Origin of the sequence: Alteromonas ulvae (assembly GCF_048987005.1) — a bacterium.
Classification (GTDB): Bacteria; Pseudomonadota; Gammaproteobacteria; order Enterobacterales; family Alteromonadaceae; genus Alteromonas.
This window is the reverse complement of sequence record NZ_CP185261.1, coordinates 2,246,343-2,267,817: the sequence shown is the minus strand read 5'-3', so window position 1 is coordinate 2,267,817 and position 21,475 is coordinate 2,246,343. Positions and strand designations below refer to the sequence as shown.

Genomic DNA, 21,475 nt, shown 5'->3' with positions numbered 1-21,475 from the left:
ATTCGGCGGGGGTATAAATAGCAAGGCGAATGTAGGTTCGCCCTTTCACCTAAGTTACCAATTAACTTGTTGATGTCTTGTTTTTGTTGCCGGCGCATCGTTTAGAACAGTAACGAACATGCTCCCAATCTCTTTCCCATTTTTTACGCCAGCTGAATGGCCTGTTACATACTGGGCACATTTTGGTAGGTAGATCAGACTTCTTCATTTTTCGTTATCTTGGTTAAAAACTTGGCGGCATCTTCTTTCATCGCATTAATATTGTCTTCTTTCATTCGGCCATAGGTCTTAAGGATCATAGCCATGCGATGATTGTTACTAAGCTTTTCCTTATTCTTATCAATGAAATGCCAATATAAGTAGTTAAATGGACAGGCTTTTGGCCCCGTCTTTTTCGACACTTGATAGCCACAATTTTTGCAGTAGTTAGACATTTTATTGATGTAGCTACCGCTTGCTACATAAGGCTTGCTGGCTAAATTTCCGCCGTCACTATATAAGATCATGCCAGCCACATTAGGTAGTTCTACCCACTCATAGGCATCAGCGTACACCGCGAGATACCAGGCCTGCACTTGTTCAGGGCTAAGTTCGGTGAGTAAACTGAAGTTTCCAATCACCATAAGCCGCTGTATATGGTGGGCGTAGGCATTTTGCTTCGTTTCTTTAATGCATTGACGCATGCAGTTCATATTAGTTTGCGCGTCCCAAAAGAACTCAGGCACATTTCTGTCGTTATTAAAGTAGTTATCAGTCTTAAGTTGCGGCATAAAGTGCCAATAAAACCCACGAATGTACTCGCGCCACCCTAGAATTTGACGAATAAAGCCTTCGGCGGAATTAAGGGGAACTTGCCCGCTATGATAGGCTTGCTCCGCGGCGCTTATCGCTTCTTTGGGAGTCAGCATGCCGCAGTTTAAATAAAACCCAATATGTGAATGATACATCCACGGCTTGCCTTCAACCATTGCGTCTTGATACTGACCAAAGTTAGGCAGGCGTTCCTCAATAAACGTATTCAGTACCTTTAGGGCATCTTTACGGGTGACAGCAAAAAAGAAGTCGTCTAGGTCTCCAAAATGGTTAGCAAACTCGTTTTCAACAAGTTCAATAACCTCTCTGGTTATATCGTCAACTTCAAAGGTGCTGTGTTTTGGTACTTTATGATCTTCCGGCATCGATTCGCGATTTTGTGCATCGTAATTCCATTTGCCACCAACAGGATTTTTTCCTTCCATAAGTACGTTGTGCTTTCGACGCATCTCACGGTAAAAGAATTCCATGCGTAGCTGCTTTTTCCCTTCGGCCCAGTCACTAAATTCCTTAGGCGTTGCGAGAAAGCGATTATCTTCTGAGATTTTGACGGGCGTTTTTAGCGTGTTTTCCCACTGCTGCATGCTACTTAAAAGTCGGTGCTCGCCCGGGGAGGTAACAACCACGTCGTCAAAGTCGCCAGCACTTAATGTTGCTTCAACCTGAGCCAATAAGCTGCCCTTGTTACGCTCATCATTGTAGGTAACGTAATCGACGTGATAGTTCTTCTCTTTTAGTTCTTGTGCAAAGTGGCGCATAGCACTGAACAAAAACGCTATTTTCTTTTTATGATGCTTTACGTAGGTCGCTTCTTCCCTCACCTCTGCCATTAAAATGGTGTCTTGCGTCTTTGTTGCATTCGCAATAGCCGGCAGATTGTCGGTAAGCTGATCGCCTAAAACAAGAATGAGTGACGCCATCTATTGTCCTTTAATTTCTTGGAAAGCATCAAGAGCACGCTGCCTAGAGGCTTTTAAATCTACAATGGGTTCGGGGTAACTTTTACCTAACTCTAGCTTGGCGTCTTTGGCTATTACGCCCGGTGTTTCCCAGGGCTTATGAATGTACTTATCGGGAAGATCTTTTAATTCAGGGCAGTATTTACGTACGTATTTACCTTTCTTATCAAACTTCTCGCCCTGCAAAATCGGGTTAAATATTCTAAAATACGGCGATGCATCAGCGCCTGAGCCAGCCACCCATTGCCAACCTGCACTATTACTGGCCAAATCGGCATCTAACAAGGTATCCCAGAACCACCGTTCGCCTTCATGCCAACTTAAAAGCAGATTTTTAACAAGGAACGAGCCAACAATCATACGTACTCTGTTGTGCATATAGCCGGTTTGCCACAGTTCGCGCATGCCAGCATCCACAATCGGAATACCTGTATTGCCGGTTTGCCACGCTTTCAGTGCTTTCGCATCTTTGCGCCATGGGAACTTATCGAACTTGTCGTTAAAGTTTTTATTTGGCAACGTGGGAAAATGAAACAGCAGGTAATAGCTAAACTCTCTCCAGCCGAGTTCACTCAAATAGGTGTCGATACTCTTATCTTCTGTGGCGCCGAATGTATCTTTTATCGCATACCACACCTGATTGGGAGACACTTCACCGAAGTGAAGATGGGGAGAAAGTCTCGACGTTCCTTTCATGGAGGGAATGTCTCTGCCGTCTTTGTAATGTCTAGCCGCGTGTTGTATGAACTCTGACAAATTGTCCGCTGCACCTTCTTCACCGGGCTTCCACATCTTGCTAATGGTAGAATCCCATTTAATCTCAGGAAGCAAGTTGAGCGCATCAAGTCCGTCATCTTTATACTCATCATCCGCGTAGGTAATCCGCGCTGGAGGCGCCTTTGGATAACGTGGCTCTTCAATCTTTAAGCAACCATTTCGATAGTAAGGTGTGTACACTTTGTAAGGTGTTCCATCTTTTTTTAATACTTTCATCGGCTCCCAAAGTAAGCTGCCGTTACTGCTGTAAGCTTCAAAACCACTATCAATAAGCTGTTTTTTGATTTCTTTGTCACGATTTATTTGCCAGGGTTCGTAGCAGCGATTCCAAAAAATCGCCTTAGTCTTGATCGCTTCCATGATCTTTGGGATAAGTACTTTCGGGTCACCCTTAAAGATTTTTAAGTGGCCGTTTAGCCTGTCATTAAGAGAAGTAAGTGAGTGATGTAACCACCATTTGCTCGCGCTGCCGGGCACCCTCCCATCGGGAGTAGTATCGTCATAAATGTAAATGGGGAGAATTTTACCCATGTCACAGGCTGCGTTAAGTGCTGGGTTGTCATTCACTCTGAGGTCTTGTCTAAACCACATAATACTTACGGGAACGGTCACTTTTTTTCCTTAGTGTGTTGCTCTAATCTTTGATTACTAACGTAATTGAACTTGTACGCAATTCGGCGGGTTCAGGATCCGTTGTGATTACAAAAGTGATATAAAAATAAATCTGAGAATTACTATGTCAAATCAAAACCTTAGCAGTGACAATACAACATCAAAACAACGCGGAGTCTTTTGGTTTAGACACGATTTACGACTTCACGACCAAGTCGCACTGGCCTCATTGTGTGAGCAAGTAGACGAAATTTCTTTTATTTATATAGTTGATGAGAGCTATTTTTCACCCACCAAGTACGGGTTAAAACAGATTGGTGATAATCGCTATCACTTTTTACTGGAAACCCTCAGCGACCTCAAAGGGTCATTAGAAAAGCAAGGACATGAACTCATTGCCTTAAAAGGCAGTATTTCAGAATGTCTGTCTACTATACTGGAGCAAGGTCAATTTACCCATCTTGGAGTGACTAAACATTGCGGTTTTCATGAACAGAAACAAATAGAGGAACTCGTTCGGTGCTATCCAAACCTGTCTATTGTTGAGGGTGAGTCGCTAACACTGTTTAATGAATCTGACCTACCTTTTTCAATTGAAGAAATGCCTGATGTGTTTAGTCCGTTTCGCCGTAAGGTGGAAAAAAAGCTTAATCCTAGAGAGGTTTGCAGCCCCGTTGACACCTTTCCTACTGCATTTGTGCTTGAGCACCTCTCTGCCGAAACGTTAATTATTGAAGACGAACTCGCCAACCAGCGCCAAATGTTGCAACCTATTCAGCAAAGCAATAACGACTTTAAAGGTGGTGAAAGTGCAGCCCTAGAGCATCTAAACAAATACCTATTTGAGTGGCATGCTGCAGCCACCTACAAAGAGACGAGAAATGCCTTGGACAATTGGCGTGATAGCACAAAATTTTCACCGTGGCTTGCCGTAGGTGCATTATCGCCAAGGGAGGTAGTACGCCAAGTTACCTTGTTTGAAGAACAGATTGAGAAAAATGAATCTACTTATTGGATCTATTTTGAATTGCTGTGGCGTGAATTTTTCCATTGGCTTCAAGCAAAGTATGGTGAGAAGTGGTTTAAATTCGGTGGCATTCAGCAAAAAGTGCCAGGCACGAAGCATAACCCCAAGGTATTTGTGGATTGGTGTAACGGCAATACCGGTTACCCTATCATTGATGCCTGCATGAAACAGCTCAAAGCGACTGGCTACATGTCTAATCGTGGAAGGCAATTGGTCGCGAGCTGCTTTGTACACGAGTTGCAGCAAGACTGGCGCTACGGCGCAGCATGGTTTGAAAATCAGTTACTCGATTTTGATGTGGGCAGCAATTGGGGGAATTGGCTTTATCTTGCCGGCGTGGGAAGCGACCCTCGTGGACACAGGCAGTTTAACCTAGATAAACAAACGGCCACCTACGACCGCGACGGTGCATTTCGCAATAAATGGTTAACCTAAGTGATTCAGAGAATAAGATGTTTAAGAGAATGAACAGCAAGCAAATAAACATAGCAGTATGACTCGACAAACCATTTCTGTAATTTGGCTCAAGCGCGACCTCAGGCTTCGAGACCATCAGCCGCTGTTTGATGCTGTCAATAACGGTGACAACATCCTTTTACTCTATTGTTGGGAGCCGTCCTTGCTTGCTGATCCTCATATGGATGTTCGTCATTGGCGATTTGTAGAGCAGAGTCTTGCTGATATTAACGCTCAATTGCCCAGCGGGATTCGAGTATTGCAGATGCACATGGAGGTGCATGAGGCTCTATCGCAGATTCAGAAATATTTCACCATATCCTCCTTAAGAAGTTACCAAGAAATCGGGCTTTTGGTTACGTATAACCGCGACAAGGCAATAGCAACCTATTGTAATAAAAATAAAATTCCATTTTTAGAGTGTAATACAGGTGCAGTGATAAGGGGCTTGCCTAACCGTATCCGTTGGCAGAAAAATTGGGAGGCGCATTTTAATTCCGCAACTTATGATTTCGATATTCACTTGGCAAAGTGGGTAAATTGGACTCAGCATGCGCGTTTATCTGATAGTGACACCACCTACTCTGCTTTTTCACTTTCGGGCTCAAATTCTAAGGTGAAATCTGGCTCAGTTTCAGGCGCGTTTCAAAACCCCTTAGTATCAGGTGGCGCATTAGCATCAAGTAACGCAACAGGGGGAACAGCTGAAGGCTCATCTGATGAAGACAGTGGCCAAATGCAAAAAGGGGGAGAGAAACGAGCGTGGCACGTAATGAAGCATTTCTTTGAGGAGAGAGGAAAGTATTATCACAAGCATATATCTCGCCCTTTTGATGCTCGTCGTTCTTGTTCGCGATTAAGCCCCTATCTTGCCTGGGGAAATATCTCCATCAGGCAGGTCTATCAGTTTGTTGAAAAAGAAAAGCAAATAAAGAAAGCGTCCGCCGGTAAAGACAAAGCACTGTGGTCCCGAGCACTGTCGGCCCTAACATCTCGGCTGCATTGGCACTGTCATTTCATTCAAAAATTTGAAAGTGAACATACTATTGAATGGCGACCGATGAATGCTGCCTATGAAAAATTTCCATTTATTGATGGCCCCGAGGCAGAGCGTCGTTTCCATCATTGGAAAAACGGTACCACAGGCTATCCGTTGGTTGACGCATGCATGCGCGCCCTCGCACAAACGGGTTATATTAATTTTAGAATGAGGGCAATGGTAACGAGCTTTTTGTGCCATCACTTAAATGTACATTGGTTAAAAGCGGCTCACTACTTGGCCACGCAATTTTTAGACTTTGAGCCCGGTATTCATTACCCGCAAATTCAAATGCAGGCCAGCGTAACCGGCATTCATACGGTGCGTCTCTACAATCCACATACTCAATCTATGAAACTGGACCCAGAGGGCGTGTTTATTAGAAAGTGGGTACCAGAGCTTGCTGAATTGCCCGGTGACACTGTGCATGCTCCCTACGCCATGCCGCCTTTAGAAGCTATGATGTTGAATTTTGACGTTACAAAAGATTATGTTTTGCCCATTGTGGATATTGGCAGTATGGCTAAAAAAACAGGTGAGAGATTGTGGCAGTATCGAGAGCGAACAGACGTCTTGCGCGAAGCTCGACGAATTGTGCATCGTCACACCATGCAAAATAGTCCAAGTAGACAGTGGCTAAAAAACAAAGTCTAGTTCCAGGTATCGTCTATTTTGAATAGCACATCAACTATTAACGATTGTTCTTTCTAAGCCATTCGGTGAGAAGCTTAATTTGCCCGCATTTATACGACGCATACATAAGCCGCATAGCGTTTGACATGGCCTCGCTATCTGTCCAGCCTGTCTTTTCCCGAATTTCGTCGTAACACGCTTTAGCTTCCGGAGACACATAGCCGCGCACGAGCTTTTTACCCGCTTCTTTTTGGCGTTCTCTAAAGCGTCGCTGTTTATCCGCATTTGCTTTCGCTCTATCGCTAAATTTTTTTTGTAGAGCTGTTTTTGTTTGTTTTTCTGTCATAATTTTACGTACCTGTTGAAGAATTTAGTGTACCACGCGTTTTTCTTTATAAAAATCACTGTTCGGAGTTGTTTAGCGCACAACTGTTCGCTAAATTAGCACTTAAATTAAAAACAATATGAGTTGGGAATGTCTGAGAGAAAAAATAGCTTTACTAGAGACGACTTACTAGCGTGTAGTCGTGGGGAAATGTTTGGACCTGGTAACAGCCAACTTCCTGCACCAAATATGCTAATGATGGACCGCGTGGTCTCTATAACCGAAGATGGCGGAGAACATGGCAAAGGTGAAATTATTGCTGAGTTGGATATATCGCCAGACCTATGGTTTTTTGATTGTCACTTTCCTGGCGATCCGGTCATGCCCGGCTGCCTAGGTTTAGATGCAATGTGGCAGCTCGTCGGTTTTTTCCTTGGCTGGAGCGGCGGTCCAGGTAAAGGCAGAGCCTTAGGGGTAGGTGAAGTTAAGTTTACCGGGCAAATATTACCAACAGCAAAGAAAGTGACTTACAAACTTACTATGAAGCGCGTAATTAAGCGCAAACTCTTCATGGGTATGGCTGACGGTACTGTTGAAGTTGATGGTAGAGAAATTTATGCGGCGAAAGACCTCAAAGTAGGTTTATTTCAAGATACATCAAATTTCTAATTTTTCAGCAAGTATAAAAAAAGCCCCTTATTTTGAAGTGACCCCCAATAGTTGGACTATCCAATTACTGGGGGTCTTTTTATGTCCAAACATCACAGAGCATTTAAGTTAAAGCTAGCTCAACTTGCGGAACAAGAAAGTTCTAGAGCTTTAGGCTTACAATACAAAGTAAGCGCGCGACTGATTCGCTATTGGTCTCAGGTTTATCGCATTAATGGCGCTGATAGTTTTACTCACAAGCAACTTCCTTACTCCTTCGAGTTTAAATTTCATGTGCTCAAAACCATGTCAGTGAATAATTGGTCACTGACTTATACTAGCGCTTATTTCGACTTATCGTCTCCTGGTGTTTTATTTCAATGGCAAAAGCTTTATGCTCGCGATGGTATAACCCGTATTAAGCCACAGAAAAAAGGTAGGCCTCGCGTGACGAATCATTCTTCAACTCCTAAACCGTCAACAGAGATGACAGAAAAAGAGCTCAGGGAAGAATTGGATTATCTACGTGCAGAGAACGCAGTCTTAAAAAAGTTAGAAGCCTTGGCTCAAGCCAGAAAGAAAAAAGCAAAGACAAAACGATAGTTGTCGAAGAGCTCAAGGCAAAATACAGCTTACAACACTTATTAAAGGTCACAGGACTTCCCAAGAGCGTGTATTACTACCACCGTAATACACTGGGTCGGCCTTGTTCCAATACTGACTTACGCGTAAAAATACGTGATATCTATCATAAACATAAAGGCCGATATGGCTATCGTAGAATTACTTATGCGTTAAGAGCCATGGGTTTAGTTGTTAACCATAAACGTGTACAACGCTTGATGAATGAGCTTGGCTTGAAATCAAAAGTCAGACCTAAACGCTACAAGTCTTACAAAGGTGAAGTCGGTAGAATCGCTGAGAATGTTCTTCAGCGTGACTTTACGGCTAGAAAGCCTAATCAGAAGTGGGTGACTGATGTGACTGAATTTAAGGTCAATGGCCAAAAAGTTTACCTATCACCGATAATAGACCTATTTAACCAAGAAGTGGTCAGCTATGAGGTGCGAGCATCGGTTACGTTACCGTTAGTCACTGATATGCTTAAAGCCGCAACGGCAAAGCTGCTGAAGCATGAGAGACCACTCATACACTCAGACCAAGGTTGGCAATATCAAAATAAACGATACCAACAACACCTGAAAGAACATGGGCTGCTCCAGAGTATGTCTAGAAAAGGAAACTGCTTAGACAATGCCGTTGCAGAAAACTTCTTCGGCATATTAAAAACTGAGATGTATCACAATGAAACGTTCAAGGACGCAAATGAGCTCATTGAAAATATCAAAGAATACATCGACTATTACAACAACGAACGCATTAAGCTGAAACTAAAAGGCCTGAGTCCGATACAATATCGAAATCAGGCCTTGGTTGCCGCTTAGAAATGAGTCCAACTTTATGGGGTCACTTCATTTAGGGGCTTTTTCTTTTGCTTAATCAGTATAAAAGAGAATGAGTTATTTTACACTTAATCCTAAGTGCCTATCTTCTACCGCCTCACGCCATCCACCTAACCACTGTGAACGGGTTTCGTTCTGCTGAAATGGACAATTTTCCTTCGCACGACCACTGATACCAGCTTGATAGCCTTTAGAATGTGCACGTGTCATTTTATCTCTTTTTTGTCTTTTCATTGACTAGCCTCTTCTGTTTGTTGAAAGTACAACAACGTCAGTTCGCGGGCGCTCCACATCGTATTTATTAAAAGTGCCGGAAAATCTTTTGTGTACATTACTTAGATAGTGCACTTAGCCAATTGGTTCAAGAGAATTATGAAATTAAAACTCTTGACATTTAATAAACGGATGAAGTTTATATGAAATTATTTTTACAGTTTGATGAAATTTTTTGTATGTACCTTTTTTCCGAATGAGAGCTTGCTTTATGAACAGACGCAAAAAAAGCCACTCAAAAAGAGTAGCTTTTTTCGTCATGCATTATCAAGTGAACGTGAAAATTTGAAGCTTAACGCTTAATTCTACGTCTAAATAATCCCGCCAACACCATACCACCTAACGCTAACCATCCCGTCGATGCAGCTTGCCTCTCATAGGGCTGTTCATCTCTAGGTAATTCGCAATCGTCAATCGTGCCATTTGATAAAGGCGATAACTTGACTGCGACAATAGAATCAACTTCGTCTGTTTCACCAGAACTGTTTAAAATTTCCACCCCGGTAACATGCTTACGGGTTGTCCGTAGCCGCGCATTAGCAATAATTTCATTGCTGTCGTTAATATCAACGGCTTCAACAAGCTCATAGGTGTTATCACAAGACACTAAGTCGTTTAAATCAATGAGTTCTTCGGTTTCTATGTTGTACATAAAAGCCGCTGTTTGACGTTGAGTTTCGTTTGTAGCTACCACATCTGCGGTACCTACAACGATATTATTATTGTTAATCGCATTTGGTGTAACAGCGCCACTAGTGAAAAAGCCTTCTGGATATATTTTTTCTTCAGTTTCCAAGTTATAAACAAAAAGGCTGGACCGCGAGGCCGTACTTGATTGCGGTAGAACCGCACCTGTTATCCAGTTATTGTTGTTTATGCCAATGGCTTGGCTAATTATGTTTTCTCCACGAGGAAGTAATTCAATCGTTTCACCGTCTCTAAACACGGTAGCAACGCGTTCACTTTCCGGTCTTACCGAAGCATTTGGGCGACTAATGGCAACGAAAGCACCGGTTAAGCTTTCACCCACTGCAATACCTTGATCATTAATATCGAAAGCATAGGTATAAGAATAAAAGGAGTTTTCCTCGTCAGGCTCTTCGACTAACGGATAGGTCTGTGTGTTAATCACATCGCCATTTACATCAAGTTGCCAAATAGTGGCGTTCACTTCTGATAGGCTAACAAAACCTGGAACCGGCAAATTTTGCGTGGTCAAAATGGGAGTTGAAATTCTAGGAGCCGTAAAACTGCCTGTATACAAATTAAATAAACAGCGATCAATGGAAATGTCTCCACGTAAGTCATCGTCATTACAGCGCTCTATCGCTTCATCAACAGCGGTTTGAAAACTCACCGTGCTAAAGCCAGCCACTTGTAAGTTGTTGTTGATGGCGCGAGCAGATGCAAAACCACCAAGAGTATCATCTACGGAGGGAAGCACTTTAGTCTCTCCTGATACCTGCACAAATGCTTGCTGTGAAGATTCTGGGTAGGTGTAGTTAATGATGTCGCCGTCGGCGTTTTCATATGGGTCCAAAATCACTAATCCGCCGGAGTCACCAACTACATAATCACCGCTTAAGCTGTCTCTGCCAGAAACGCGAACTGACTGCGTGTAATCGTCGAATTTGTCAGTAATTTTGTCCAGCCCTGGTACCAATTCCGCATCTACCGTATCGGTAATGTAGGTTCTAAACTGAGTAAGTTTCTGAATCTGGGGAAAAGTCTGGTTGCTAATGATGTAACTTACGATAGTAGAGTAATCTGCGTCGGTGAATACCCCTTCTCTTGCACTATCTTCGTTCTCAAGTGAGGCTCCAAATTGTTCGAAGAAAACGGTGCCATTAATAAGTTGGTCAACATCGATGGGTGGATTATATTCTAACTGCGCTATCGTCAGCATTTGTCCGGCCTCATCAATAGAGCGACCAAAATTACTTCTTGCAGAATCTTGTAGCGGAAGAGGTGTCACTGAATAAGTCGCGGCAAAAGCCGAAACACTTCCTGTTGCCAACAGAACGGCGGCGGCAAGCTGAGTTCGTTTCATCTAAAATCCTATTTACTGCTGATTATCTTCCAGCATACTTTCTAATTCATCCCAGCGCGCATATTTCTGAGACAACAATAATTCTTGTTCCGCCAAAAGCGCAAGCGCTTTAGCAGTGGTGTCACTGTCTTGTTTAAAGAATTCAGGGTCGTTTACCTGTTCTTGCATCACTTCTAGCTTGGCCTCAAGGCTTTCTAGCTCGGCGGGAAGTGATTCCAGTTCACGCTGGTCTTTGTATGATAACTTTTTAGCCTTGCGGGGTGAAGACTTAGCACTAGGACTATCTGAACTTGAATTAGTTTCATTCCTAGACTTAGCTTTTTCTTCTTTTTCAACCTGAAGGCGTTTTTCCTGCTGCCCTTTATACCAGCTTTCAACGTCAGTGAAACCCCCAATAAATTCTCGGAGTCTTCCCTCACCTTCAAATACTAAGCTGCTATTTGCTACATTATCCACAAATTCCCTATCGTGGCTCACAAGTAACACGGTACCTGTATATTCGTTAAGCAGAGTTTCTAACATTTCCAGTGTTTCAACATCCAGATCGTTAGTGGGCTCATCGAGAACCAAAAGATTACTGGGTTTAAGCATAAGCTTAGCCAGCATAAGGCGATTCTTTTCTCCGCCAGAAAGTGACTTCACCGGCGCGTTTACACGCTCTGGTGTAAAGAGATAATCTTGCAGATAACTGATGACATGTCTGGGGTGGCCGTTAACCATTAAATCTCGTTTGCCATCGCCCACAGCATCAATCACTGTCTGCTCTAAATCAAGACCATGCCTGTGCTGGTCGAAATACGCGACTTCTAAATTTGTACCACGCTTACAGTTACCACTGTTTGCTTCTAGCTCGCCTAGCAGCAATTTGATGAGTGTACTTTTACCACTACCGTTAGGGCCGATAAGCGCTAGCTTGTCGCCTCTTAGTACATTCAGGCTCAAATCTTTAACAATGCAAAGCTCACCAATGTTGTATGAAAGATTGTCAACTTCGAAGACCATTTTGCCAGAGCGAGCCCCTTGATGTTGACTCACCACTGCACTTCCTTGTACTGCGCGGCGTGCTTTGCGTTCATCGCGTAACTTTTTAAGTGCTCTTACCCGACCTTCATTTCTCGTGCGACGGGCTTTAATACCCTGTCGAATCCATACTTCTTCTTGAGCCAGTTTTTTATCAAACTCTGCGTTTTGCGAAGCTTCGACTTCAAGGTCGTGTTGTTTCTTCTCTAAATAGGCTTCGTAATTGCCTGGATAGCTGGTGAGCCCGCCGCGATCTAAGTCTATGATGCGGGTGGCCATAGAACGAATAAAGGCCCGGTCATGACTCACAAACACAATCGCACCATTGTAATTGCTCAGGCTTGATTCTAGCCACTTGATCATTTCAATGTCTAAGTGGTTTGTCGGTTCATCAAGGAGCAATAGATCTGGCGAACGTACTAGTGCTCTTGCCAGCGCGGCTTTTCTTCTCCAACCACCGGAAAGCGTTGATAACGACGTATCAGGCTCAAGTTTAAGCATGGTAAGGGTTTGTTCAATTTGCTGTTCAAACTGCCAGGCATCACGAGCTTCTAAGGTTTCTTGTAGACGCTGCAACTTATTAAGATTGGCTTCGCTGGGATCTTCACCAACCAATCGGGTTTGATGAAAATAGTCTTTAAGCGTCTCGCCAATGTCAGATAATCCCTCTGCCACGTAATCAAACAAGGTAACGTCTGTGGTTTGCGGCGGGTCTTGCTCTAAACGAGCGATTACTGTGTTGTTCTCAATAATTCGCTGGCCATCGTCGGCAATGATGTCACCAGAGATAACCTTCATTAACGTTGATTTGCCACTGCCGTTTCGACCCACAAGGCACACCCTTTCCTTCGGCTGTACAACAAGTTCGATACCGTCTAACAGCGGCGGGTTTCCATAAATAACCGTAATATTTTTTAACTGCAAAATACTCACTGCAGAAATGCCTCCAGGTCGGCACTGTCAAAAGGCCAACCAATTTCTTTGTTTGTGTCTTCCCGTTTCAATACGGGAATGCGTGCACCATAGAGATGATAAAGGTCGGTGCTGTCTCTTATATTTACTTTTTCTACTGTTAGCGACGAAAACACGCTGGTTTGCGCAAGCTCGACGTCAGCTAAGTCACATAAACTGCACTGGGGGCCGGTATAAAACACTATCTTCACGACTGTAATGTCCAGCACTGATGAATGTTACCCTTTCTGGCAAAGTCTTCAGGAATGGTTTTTGCCGTAATATTTTCAATACCAAAACCAAGGGCTTCAAGGGCTTGGGTATCAAGTTTAAACCCGCGCTTATTATTGGAAAAAATAACCGTACCGTTCTCATTCAAGCACGCTTTTGCCCGAGTTAGCATATCAACATGGTCACGCTGAACGTCCCAAGTATTGCTCATGCGCTTGGAATTCGAAAACGACGGTGGGTCGATAAATATCAGGTCATACTTGCCTTTGTGATCGGCCAACCATGTTGTACAGTCGGCCTGAACAAACGCGTGAGGCCCATCAAGCTTATTAAGCGCTACATTCTTCTTTGCCCAATCTAAATAGGTGTTCGACATATCCACGGTGGTGACTGATTTCGCGCCCCCTTTTGCCGCAAAAACAGATACGCTACCTGTATAAGAAAACAGATTAAGTACGTCTTTGCCCTTTGCCATACTCATCACAATTTGGCGGGTATCGCGGTGATCTAAGAACAAACCGGTATCTAAGTAATCAGTCAGGTTTACTAAGAAACGGGCGCCGTTCTCATACACTTCCATCATATCGCCAGACTGGTTAAACTTTTCGTATTGCTTGGTGCCTTTTTGCTGGCTACGCACTTTTAATACAATATTTTTAGGCGCAATGCTTGTAACTGCGGGTAAATGCAATAGCACTTCTTGAAGGCGTCTGCGCGCTTTATCTTCTGACACTGTCTTAGGGGGAGCGTACTCTTGTACCACTAACCAATCGCCATACTTATCCACGGCCACGTTGTAGTCAGGCAAGTCAGCGTCGTAAATGCGATAGCAATTTGTATCGGCGTTCTTTAGCCACGGTTTGAGCTTTTTAAGATTTTTCTTAAGGCGATTAGCAAATTCATGGTTACCGGTGTCTTCGCTAAATTGAACGGTATTGTCTTCGTTTAATACATAATTAGCTAAACGACACTCTAGCTTACCGTTATTCATTGCGTAGTCTTTGCTTGCGCGCAGCTTAAGCACCCGCAACAGGTCTCGGTTGCTGCTTAAAAGAGATACGTGCCAGCCTTTCCATGCCTCTTTAAAGCGCTTGCCCCATTCACTGAATAACGGAATAAGAGACGTCAGTTCCCCTAATCGCTCTCCGTAAGGCGGGTTTGACACAACATACCCTGGTGTAGCGATAGGCGGTGATGATTTAGTCGCATCTTGCTGACTGAAGCCAATATCGTTGTAAACACCCGCAAAATCAGCATTGGCTTTTGCGATTGAAATCATTTTGCGGCTAAAGTCGGCAGCGTAGATACCGCTAGTGGAGGGCTTTTGATTGTCTAAGGCGTCATCAACAAGGCTGTCCCACGTACTTTTTTCGTGACCTAACCATTTGGTAAAGCCCCAATATGAACGCTTAATTCCAGGAGCGATATTACGCGCGATATAAGCGGCCTCTATGGCGATAGTGCCTGAGCCACACATTAAATCGACCAATGGCGCATCGGTGTTTTCAGTCCAACCGCTTCGCATCAGCATGGCACAAGCAATATGCTCTTTTAGTGGCGCATCACCGGTTTCTTGCCGGTATGCTCGCTGGTGCAAGCTCGCTCCTGCTAGATCAATACCGATAATCACATTGTCGCGTTGCAAACGAGCATAAACAGAAATATCAGGATGTCTGCGCTCGACAGACGGCCTTGCTAGCCCTTCTTCAACAAACGTATCAACGATGGCATCTTTAATACGAACAGCCCCGAACTGGGTGTTCTTTATCGCAAAATTAGTTCCCACAAATTGAACAGACAGCGTATGCCTAGAGTCCATTTGCATCTGCCAATCTACGGTCATTGCCGTATCGTAAAGGCTTTCGGCATTATTTGCTTTGCCCGATGCCAAAACCCAAATTACTCGGTTAGCCAGTCGCGACCATAAGCAAAGTTTATAGGCGTCTTCTTTAGAGCCCTCGAACTGAAGCATACCAGGAGCCTGCTTTATTTGTGCCTCAGGGCACAAAGTGAGCACTTCTTGTTTAAGTAGTTCGTCGAGACCGCGGCTGGTTGTAACCAGAATTGTATTCATTCATTTACCTGTAACTGGCGCACGACATCAGCACGTGCGCACTTTATGAGAGATCGGGGGTATTATAACGCGTTTACGATACGTTTAACGAGCGATGGACCTTGATAAATAAAGGCCGAGTATAACTGAACCAGTGATGCACCAGCATCTAAGCGTGCCTGAGCAGACTCAGGCGAATCTATACCACCTACGCCGATAATAGGCATAGATTTGTCTAATGCTTTATTTAATTTTTTGGTCACTTGTAAACTCATGTCAGTCATCACTGAACCGCTGAGCCCGCCCATTTCATTAGCATGGGCTAAACCTTGCACTGCATCACGAGAAAGCGTTGTATTCGTGGCAATGACGCCATCCATTTTGCTGTTCATCAAAGACACCGCAATACTGTTTATCTCTTCATCGCTTAAATCAGGGGCGATTTTAATGAACAAGGGCACGTATTTACTGTGTGTTTGCGTAAGTGTTTCTTGAGCGGCTTTAAGACCCACAAGCAGCGAGTCTAATGCCTCGCCGTACTGTAGATTTCGTAGCCCTGGCGTATTAGGTGACGAAATATTGATGGTAATATAGCTGGCGTACGGATAAACCTTGTTCAGGCAAATAAGGTAATCCTCTAGAGCCTTGGCGTCTTCGGTATCTTTATTTTTACCAATATTGATGCCGATGGGCCCTTTGAATCTCGCTTTTTTTACTTGTTCAACGAGGTGGTCCACCCCTTTATTGTTAAAGCCCATGCGATTAATGATAGCTTGTTTTTCAGGCAGACGAAACAAGCGCGGCTTGGGGTTACCCGGCTGTGGACGAGGCGTCACCGTACCAATTTCAACAAAGCCAAAGCCCATGCTTGAGAATGCATCTATACAATCACCGTTCTTGTCTAACCCGGCAGCAAGACCCACTGGGTTATCAAACTTAATTCCTGCTACCGTCACTGGTTTTGCAATAGGCGTGGTGCTGTACATCCATTTCAGCGGTGTATGTTGCGTTTTGTTAAGCCAATTAATAGTAAAATCGTGGCTTTTTTCAGGCTCACACTGAAGTAGCAGCTTTTGCACTAAAGATTGCATGGGTATTCTAACGCTCGCTAATATAAAAAAGCCCTGATGAACAGGGCTTAAATCATTAAGGTGCGTGTATTCTAATGGTTAGACTTCACGCTTAAAAGCATCAATTCACGTAAAGCGACAGAAAACTTCGCAAATTCGTGCGTTGTGCTTGTTTTAAACTCAGACATCATGTGATACCAGCGCTTTAACAACACTTGGTTGCTATCTATCCAATCGTCAAGAATTTGATCGGCATCCGCGGCACCCGTGCGCGATTGCAGCAAATTGGCCGCAATAGAGCGCTGCTGCCAATCCAACTCCTCTCTGTATGAAGCACGAGCGAGCGCCTGCCAATGGTTGCTGACTGCTTGATTGTTAATTTGATCAAGGAACCAATGGAGTTCTAATCTTGATCCAAGTTGGTAATAAAGTTTAGCGACTACATCGGTCTCATGTTTATCAGCGTCAACAATTTGCGCCAAATCAAAACTAGAGAACATGTTTGAGAAGCTAGCAACTCGATAAGCAATATCATGGGGAACACCTTGCTCTATGAATTTCTGCGTAGCAGCTTCTAGTTGAGAATATTCACTCTCAACCAAGTAATGCTGAAGGTTTTTCGACAACGTATCGAATGTTCCACGATAGCTTTCAATAGCCTGTTCTATAGAATGTGATTTATCGCCATGTCGAATGTACCAGCGTGCACCTCGACGCATAATTCGCCTTGCTTCAGCAAGCATGGATAGCTGTAGCTCAGCACAAATGACATTGTCTAGATCTTCTATACGACCCCACAACTCGTCCATATTGAAAATACCGTGAACAATAGCGTAGGCATCAGCAATTTCACTCACGCTTGCACCAGTTTCTTCCTGTAACCGGAAAACAAAATTAAGCCCCATATCGTTGACCATATTATTGGTTAACTTAGTAGCAATAATTTCTCCGCGCAGAGGATGCTGCTGCATATGCTCGTTAAAACGACTGCGTAGCACCTCAGGGAATGCCTGTAACAGCAAACGAGCATGGTAGGGATTTTCGGTGATTTCAGAGATATTTAGCGCGTCTTTCATCACCATTTTACCGTAGGCAATTAACACACTCAGTTCAGGGCGTGTTAAACCTTGATCTGTGGCGACGCGATCTGAAATTTCATCATCACTTGGAATAAACTCTAGCTCTCTATTTAATTGCCCTTCTCTTTCTAATCCATGGATAAAGCGCAGTTGTTCTTTGAGCTGCTTCACGCCAGACAATTCAGTAATTGATATCGACTGAGTTTGGCGGTAACAGTCTTTGAGTACGATGGCGGACACGTCGTCAGTCATATCATAAAGCAGCTTGTTGCGTTGTTTAATCGTCAGTTCGCCGTCGTTTACTAGACTATTAAGCAGTATTTTGATGTTGACTTCGTTATCGGAGCAATCAACGCCGCCCACATTGTCGATAAAGTCGGTATTGACTCTACCGCCATTAGCTGCATATTCAATACGACCTAACTGAGTAACACCTAAGTTTCCACCCTCTCCAACAATTTTTGCCTGAACATCCTTACCATTTACTCGTAAATCGTCGTTAGCGCGATCGCCTACGGCAGAGTGTGATTCTTTAGAACTCTTGATATACGTACCGATACCGCCGTTCCACATTAAATCAACCGGCATTTTCAATACGTTATGAATAAGTTCGTTTGGCGTCATAGTTTGTTGTCTTGTTCCTAACCACTTTTTCATCTCAGGGGTTAGCTTTATAGACTTGGCCGAGCGACTAAACACACCACCGCCTTTTGAGATTAATTTACTGTCGTAGTCTTCCCAAGACAAGCTTGGGTTTTCAAATAGGCGCTGGCGCTCTTTGTAGCTGTCGGCAGCATTTGGATTTGGATCAAAAAAGATATGTAGGTGGTTGAATGCACAGATAAGTTTTGTATGCTCAGATAGCAACATTCCATTACCGAATACATCACCCGCCATATCTCCTATACCAATACAGGTAAAATCAGTAGTTTGACAATTTACGCCCATTTCGCGGAAATGGCGTTTAACAGACTCCCAGCCACCTCTGGCCGTGATACCCATCTTCTTATGGTCGTAGCCAATACTACCACCTGAGGCAAACGCGTCACCTAACCAGAAGTTAAACTCCTCTGCTATGCCGTTGGCAATATCAGAGAAGGTTGCTGTTCCCTTATCTGCGGCCACAACCAAATAGGGGTCATCATCATCTAGTCGCACCACATTTTTAGGTGGAACAATTTCACCGTTCACAATGTTGTCCGTAATGTCTAGCAGACTCGTTATGAAAATACGATAGCACGCTTTGCCTTCTGCCTGGATAGCTTCGCGACCTTGGTCTACAGGGGCCTTTTTACATACGAAGCCGCCTTTTGCTCCAACGGGCACAATGACGGTATTTTTAACCTGCTGCGCTTTAACTAGACCAAGTACTTCAGTACGGAAGTCTTCTTGACGGTCTGACCAACGCAAGCCACCTCGTGCTACTTTACCGCCGCGAAGGTGAACACCTTCTACGCGAGGGCTATACACGAAAATTTCGTATTTAGGCCGTGGAAGCGGCATGTCCGGAATAAGTTCCGGAAGCATTTTAAACGAGACATAAGACTTTTCGTTCTCAAACTCATCAAGCTGGTAAAAGTTAGTACGCAATGTAGCAGACATCATATCTAAATAACGGCGGATGATTCTGTCATCATCGAGGTTGCTCACTCCGTCTAGCTGAGACTTTATATCGGCCAGGATCCCATCTTCTTTTTTCTTGTTGCGTTTTTTCTTCGGGTTAAGGCGCTGATCAAAGAAGTCCACCAACAAACGAGCGATGTCTGTGTAATTGGCCAACGTGTTAGCAATATAATCGTGACTAAATGAACTGCCCGTTTGGCGCATATATTTTGCGTATGCACGTAGAATAGTAACGCGGCGACCAGTGAGGTTTGCCCCGAGAATTAAGCGGTTAAAGGCATCGTCTTCTAAAGTGTTGTACCACACTTTGGCAAATGCATCTTGAAACAGTATTTGAGCGTTTTCCATATCGAAATGCTGCCCGCTTTTGTGCAGCATTTTAAAATCCATGATCCAGTTATGCTCTCCACCTGAACACGTTATTTTATAGGGGCTCTCGTCAATTACGCGTAACCCAAAATTCTCCAGCATCGGCAATACATCCGACAAATGGATAGGTTCTGCTCGATGGAACAATTTTAGCTTAACAATCTGACTCTCTGAATCTTCTTCTTGTGGGCGATAGAACAGCATATCCAACGTATGCTCGTCATCTAACATTTCCAGCTTGCCTATGTCTACCAGTGCTGCTGACGGTAAATTATGTTCCATGTAGCTACGAGAGAATGCATTACTGTACTTGCGTTCTAGTGCTTTTCCAGACGCGTCTCCGTGAGACGCTGAAATAGCTGACGCAAGCCTGTCATTCCATGTTTTCGTTAGCTCGATGATATTTTGTTCTATTTCCTTCACATCAAATTCCGCATTGTTATCGTTAACTCGCGCTATGTAGTGTGTTCTTGCATAGACGGACTCTGAGAAGAAGGTTGTAAATTCTACTTCTTCTGTTGCATTAAGTGACGCCTTTAATAGTTCTTGAGTGTCTTTACGCAACTGAGTGTTATAGCGCTCTCTTGGCACAAACACCATGCACGAGAAAAAGCGGCCAAAGGTATCTTTGCGTATGAATAAACGTGAGATTCCCCTTTCTTGCATTTGAAAAATACCCATTACAATTTGAGCGAGTTCTTGTGCAGGGGTTTGCAATAGTTCGTCTCTTGGATAGGTTTCGACGATGTTTACGAAGGCTTTATAGGCATGCGTACCCGGTTCAAAGCCGGACAAAGCGCAAATGAGCTGAATCTTTTCACTTAAGATTGGCAGTTCAATAACACTTTGATTGTAAAATGATGCGGAGTATAGCCCTAAGAAACGATGTTCTCCAACGACTTGTTCGTTGTCGTTGAATACCTTAACCCCGATGTAGTCCATATGAGCTGGGCGATGAACCCGAGCCCGAGTATTGGTTTTTGTAAGGATAAGAGGATTTACGCTTAATGCTTCACTGCGTGCTGAGGCTGGCAGTTTCGACAGTAAACGCTCGCGATTACTCTCCGAGTTTTTTAGTAAACCAAGACTTGTATCATTTCTCGGGATCCAGCGGTGGTCGCCCTCTATGGCTTTTACATCGTAATAGCGATACCCCATCATAGTAAAGTTATGGTCGCCCAGCCAATTAAGAAAGCGATTTACTTGGTCTTTTTCTTCACTCGACACAGGCCAATTGAATGAATCACTGGTTTTAATCACATTGTGCAATGTGCTTGTCATATCTTGCCAATCAGCCACGGCAAGTGATACTTCATCGACCACCGAATGAAGTTCTTTTGTCAGTATTTCAATATCTTTTTTAGAGGTTTGATGGTCAACTTCAATAAAAATAACGGTTTCTTTTTTCGCCCCTTCTAGGGTTTTACCCTGCTCAGAAAAGCTCTCAACCCTTTTACTTTGATTGCGCTTGATACCAATGGGACTGTGCAAGAATAAATGTGCAGTAATGTTTAGTCTATTCAGCGACATGCGAACCGAATCAACTAGAAATGGCATGTCAGACACAATCACTTCAACGATAGTGTGACTAGAATGCCAACCATGTTTTGCAATTTCTGGATTGAAAACACGTATGTGGGGCGCAGAATTATCGAATCGAGAGAGTGCATTCCATAAACTCAGAGTTGCACCATAAAGATCGCTGTCGTTGCGATTTTCTAAATCATCGCTTGATATGTTTTTATACAACAGGCGTCCGAATTGCTGCACAAGAGACTTCTGCTTCGTATCTACTTTTTTGTCGATAAGTGCGAATACATTATCTAGCAGTACTGAGTGTCGCTGTGAGGTGACTGTCATTTGTTAACCTTTTATTGATATCGTAAGTGCTGAAAACCTTTGTATTTTCTCTAATAAAGCGGCTTATTAAAAGCCTCTTTTTAACCTTATATTAACAGCATAGATAACTATGCAGAAAACACCTAAAAAAAGGGCCTAAAGGCC

16 protein-coding genes are annotated in these 21,475 nt (G+C 43.7%); 5 read left to right on the top strand and 11 right to left on the bottom strand.

Annotated features, from left to right (window positions below; translation table 11 throughout):
* Positions 1–61 precede the first annotated feature (61 nt).
* The 3 genes from ACOJR9_RS09855 to ACOJR9_RS09845 are packed head-to-tail and all read right to left on the bottom strand — an operon-like array spanning position 62 to position 3,161.
* Positions 62–208: a DUF2256 domain-containing protein gene (locus ACOJR9_RS09855; protein WP_420932834.1), complete on the bottom strand. Its 147-nt coding sequence runs from the start codon at positions 206–208 to the stop codon at positions 62–64.
* Positions 195–1,733, bottom strand: a complete 1,539-nt coding sequence (locus tag ACOJR9_RS09850; RefSeq protein ID WP_420932833.1) for a cryptochrome/photolyase family protein — start codon at positions 1,731–1,733, stop codon at positions 195–197. The genes ACOJR9_RS09855 and ACOJR9_RS09850 overlap by 14 nt, the downstream gene beginning before the upstream one ends.
* Positions 1,734–3,161, bottom strand: a complete 1,428-nt coding sequence (locus ACOJR9_RS09845) for a cryptochrome/photolyase family protein (RefSeq protein WP_420932832.1) — start codon at positions 3,159–3,161, stop codon at positions 1,734–1,736.
* Positions 3,162–3,285: 124 nt separating this feature from the next.
* On the opposite strand from ACOJR9_RS09845, the gene ACOJR9_RS09840 reads away from it, so the two are divergent.
* Together ACOJR9_RS09840 and ACOJR9_RS09835 are read left to right on the top strand one after the other, a co-directional pair.
* Complete coding sequence (locus ACOJR9_RS09840; protein ID WP_420932831.1) at positions 3,286–4,623, top strand: DASH family cryptochrome; 1,338 nt, start codon at positions 3,286–3,288, stop codon at positions 4,621–4,623.
* A 58-nt stretch (positions 4,624–4,681) separates the two neighbouring features.
* Positions 4,682–6,337, top strand: a complete 1,656-nt coding sequence (locus ACOJR9_RS09835; protein ID WP_420932830.1) for a deoxyribodipyrimidine photo-lyase/cryptochrome family protein — start codon at positions 4,682–4,684, stop codon at positions 6,335–6,337.
* Positions 6,338–6,374: 37 nt separating this feature from the next.
* Here ACOJR9_RS09835 and ACOJR9_RS09830 read toward each other — a convergent pair whose 3' ends face one another.
* Positions 6,375–6,662: a hypothetical protein gene (locus tag ACOJR9_RS09830; RefSeq protein WP_420932829.1), complete on the bottom strand. Its 288-nt coding sequence runs from the start codon at positions 6,660–6,662 to the stop codon at positions 6,375–6,377.
* Between the two features lie 129 nt (positions 6,663–6,791).
* Between ACOJR9_RS09830 and fabA the strand changes: the two genes are divergently transcribed.
* The 3 genes from fabA (at position 6,792) to ACOJR9_RS09815 (ending at position 8,734) form a co-directional block, all read left to right on the top strand.
* Positions 6,792–7,310, top strand: coding sequence for a 3-hydroxyacyl-[acyl-carrier-protein] dehydratase FabA (gene fabA, locus ACOJR9_RS09825; RefSeq protein WP_032096223.1), 519 nt, complete (start codon positions 6,792–6,794; stop codon positions 7,308–7,310).
* An 81-nt stretch (positions 7,311–7,391) separates the two neighbouring features.
* On the top strand, positions 7,392–7,892 hold the full coding sequence (locus ACOJR9_RS09820) for a transposase (protein WP_420932828.1): 501 nt from the start codon (positions 7,392–7,394) through the stop codon (positions 7,890–7,892).
* Positions 7,802–8,734, top strand: coding sequence for an IS3 family transposase (locus ACOJR9_RS09815; protein WP_420936021.1), 933 nt, complete (start codon positions 7,802–7,804; stop codon positions 8,732–8,734). Before ACOJR9_RS09820 ends, ACOJR9_RS09815 begins: the two co-directional genes overlap by 91 nt.
* A gap of 75 nt (positions 8,735–8,809) precedes the next feature.
* On the opposite strand, the gene rmf is transcribed toward ACOJR9_RS09815, so the two are convergent.
* The 7 genes from rmf to ACOJR9_RS09780 form a co-directional block, all read right to left on the bottom strand.
* The gene (gene rmf / locus ACOJR9_RS09810; RefSeq protein ID WP_334029748.1) at positions 8,810–8,986 is read right to left on the bottom strand and encodes a ribosome modulation factor; all 177 of its coding nucleotides are present in this window, start codon (positions 8,984–8,986) and stop codon (positions 8,810–8,812) included.
* Positions 8,987–9,317: 331 nt separating this feature from the next.
* Positions 9,318–11,075 (bottom strand): DUF3466 family protein, encoded by a 1,758-nt coding sequence (locus ACOJR9_RS09805; protein WP_420932827.1) that lies wholly within the window; start codon positions 11,073–11,075, stop codon positions 9,318–9,320.
* A 12-nt stretch (positions 11,076–11,087) separates the two neighbouring features.
* A complete protein-coding gene (locus tag ACOJR9_RS09800) occupies positions 11,088–13,028 on the bottom strand; it encodes an ABC transporter ATP-binding protein (protein ID WP_420932826.1) in 1,941 nt (646 codons plus the stop codon).
* On the bottom strand, positions 13,025–13,258 hold the full coding sequence (locus ACOJR9_RS09795; protein WP_420932825.1) for a glutaredoxin family protein: 234 nt from the start codon (positions 13,256–13,258) through the stop codon (positions 13,025–13,027). The genes ACOJR9_RS09800 and ACOJR9_RS09795 overlap by 4 nt, the downstream gene beginning before the upstream one ends.
* Positions 13,255–15,351 carry a bifunctional 23S rRNA (guanine(2069)-N(7))-methyltransferase RlmK/23S rRNA (guanine(2445)-N(2))-methyltransferase RlmL gene (rlmKL, locus tag ACOJR9_RS09790; protein WP_420932824.1) on the bottom strand — a complete coding sequence of 699 codons (2,097 nt, stop codon included), beginning with the start codon at positions 15,349–15,351 and terminating at the stop codon, positions 13,255–13,257. Before rlmKL ends, ACOJR9_RS09795 begins: the two co-directional genes overlap by 4 nt.
* A 62-nt stretch (positions 15,352–15,413) precedes the next feature.
* Complete coding sequence (gene pyrD, locus ACOJR9_RS09785) at positions 15,414–16,421, bottom strand: quinone-dependent dihydroorotate dehydrogenase (RefSeq protein ID WP_420932823.1); 1,008 nt, start codon at positions 16,419–16,421, stop codon at positions 15,414–15,416.
* A 71-nt stretch (positions 16,422–16,492) separates the two neighbouring features.
* The gene (locus ACOJR9_RS09780) at positions 16,493–21,331 is read right to left on the bottom strand and encodes an NAD-glutamate dehydrogenase (protein ID WP_420932822.1); all 4,839 of its coding nucleotides are present in this window, start codon (positions 21,329–21,331) and stop codon (positions 16,493–16,495) included.
* Between the last annotated feature and the right edge of the window lie 144 nt (positions 21,332–21,475).

Excerpts from the sequence above, each read along its gene's own strand:
- ACOJR9_RS09780 (WP_420932822.1), bottom strand. The coding sequence starts at position 21,331 with ATGACAGTCACCTCACAGCGACACTCAGTACTGCTAGATAATGTATTC.
- ACOJR9_RS09835 (WP_420932830.1), top strand. The coding sequence starts at position 4,682 with ATGACTCGACAAACCATTTCTGTAATTTGGCTCAAGCGCGACCTCAGG.
- ACOJR9_RS09855 (WP_420932834.1), bottom strand. The coding sequence starts at position 208 with ATGAAGAAGTCTGATCTACCTACCAAAATGTGCCCAGTATGTAACAGG.
- rlmKL (WP_420932824.1), bottom strand. The coding sequence starts at position 15,351 with ATGAATACAATTCTGGTTACAACCAGCCGCGGTCTCGACGAACTACTT.
- ACOJR9_RS09820 (WP_420932828.1), top strand. The coding sequence starts at position 7,392 with ATGTCCAAACATCACAGAGCATTTAAGTTAAAGCTAGCTCAACTTGCG.
- ACOJR9_RS09850 (WP_420932833.1), bottom strand. The coding sequence starts at position 1,733 with ATGGCGTCACTCATTCTTGTTTTAGGCGATCAGCTTACCGACAATCTG.
- pyrD (WP_420932823.1), bottom strand. The coding sequence starts at position 16,421 with ATGCAATCTTTAGTGCAAAAGCTGCTACTTCAGTGTGAGCCTGAAAAA.
- fabA (WP_032096223.1), top strand. The coding sequence starts at position 6,792 with ATGTCTGAGAGAAAAAATAGCTTTACTAGAGACGACTTACTAGCGTGT.
- rmf (WP_334029748.1), bottom strand. The coding sequence starts at position 8,986 with ATGAAAAGACAAAAAAGAGATAAAATGACACGTGCACATTCTAAAGGC.
- ACOJR9_RS09840 (WP_420932831.1), top strand. The coding sequence starts at position 3,286 with ATGTCAAATCAAAACCTTAGCAGTGACAATACAACATCAAAACAACGC.
- ACOJR9_RS09805 (WP_420932827.1), bottom strand. The coding sequence starts at position 11,075 with ATGAAACGAACTCAGCTTGCCGCCGCCGTTCTGTTGGCAACAGGAAGT.
- ACOJR9_RS09830 (WP_420932829.1), bottom strand. The coding sequence starts at position 6,662 with ATGACAGAAAAACAAACAAAAACAGCTCTACAAAAAAAATTTAGCGAT.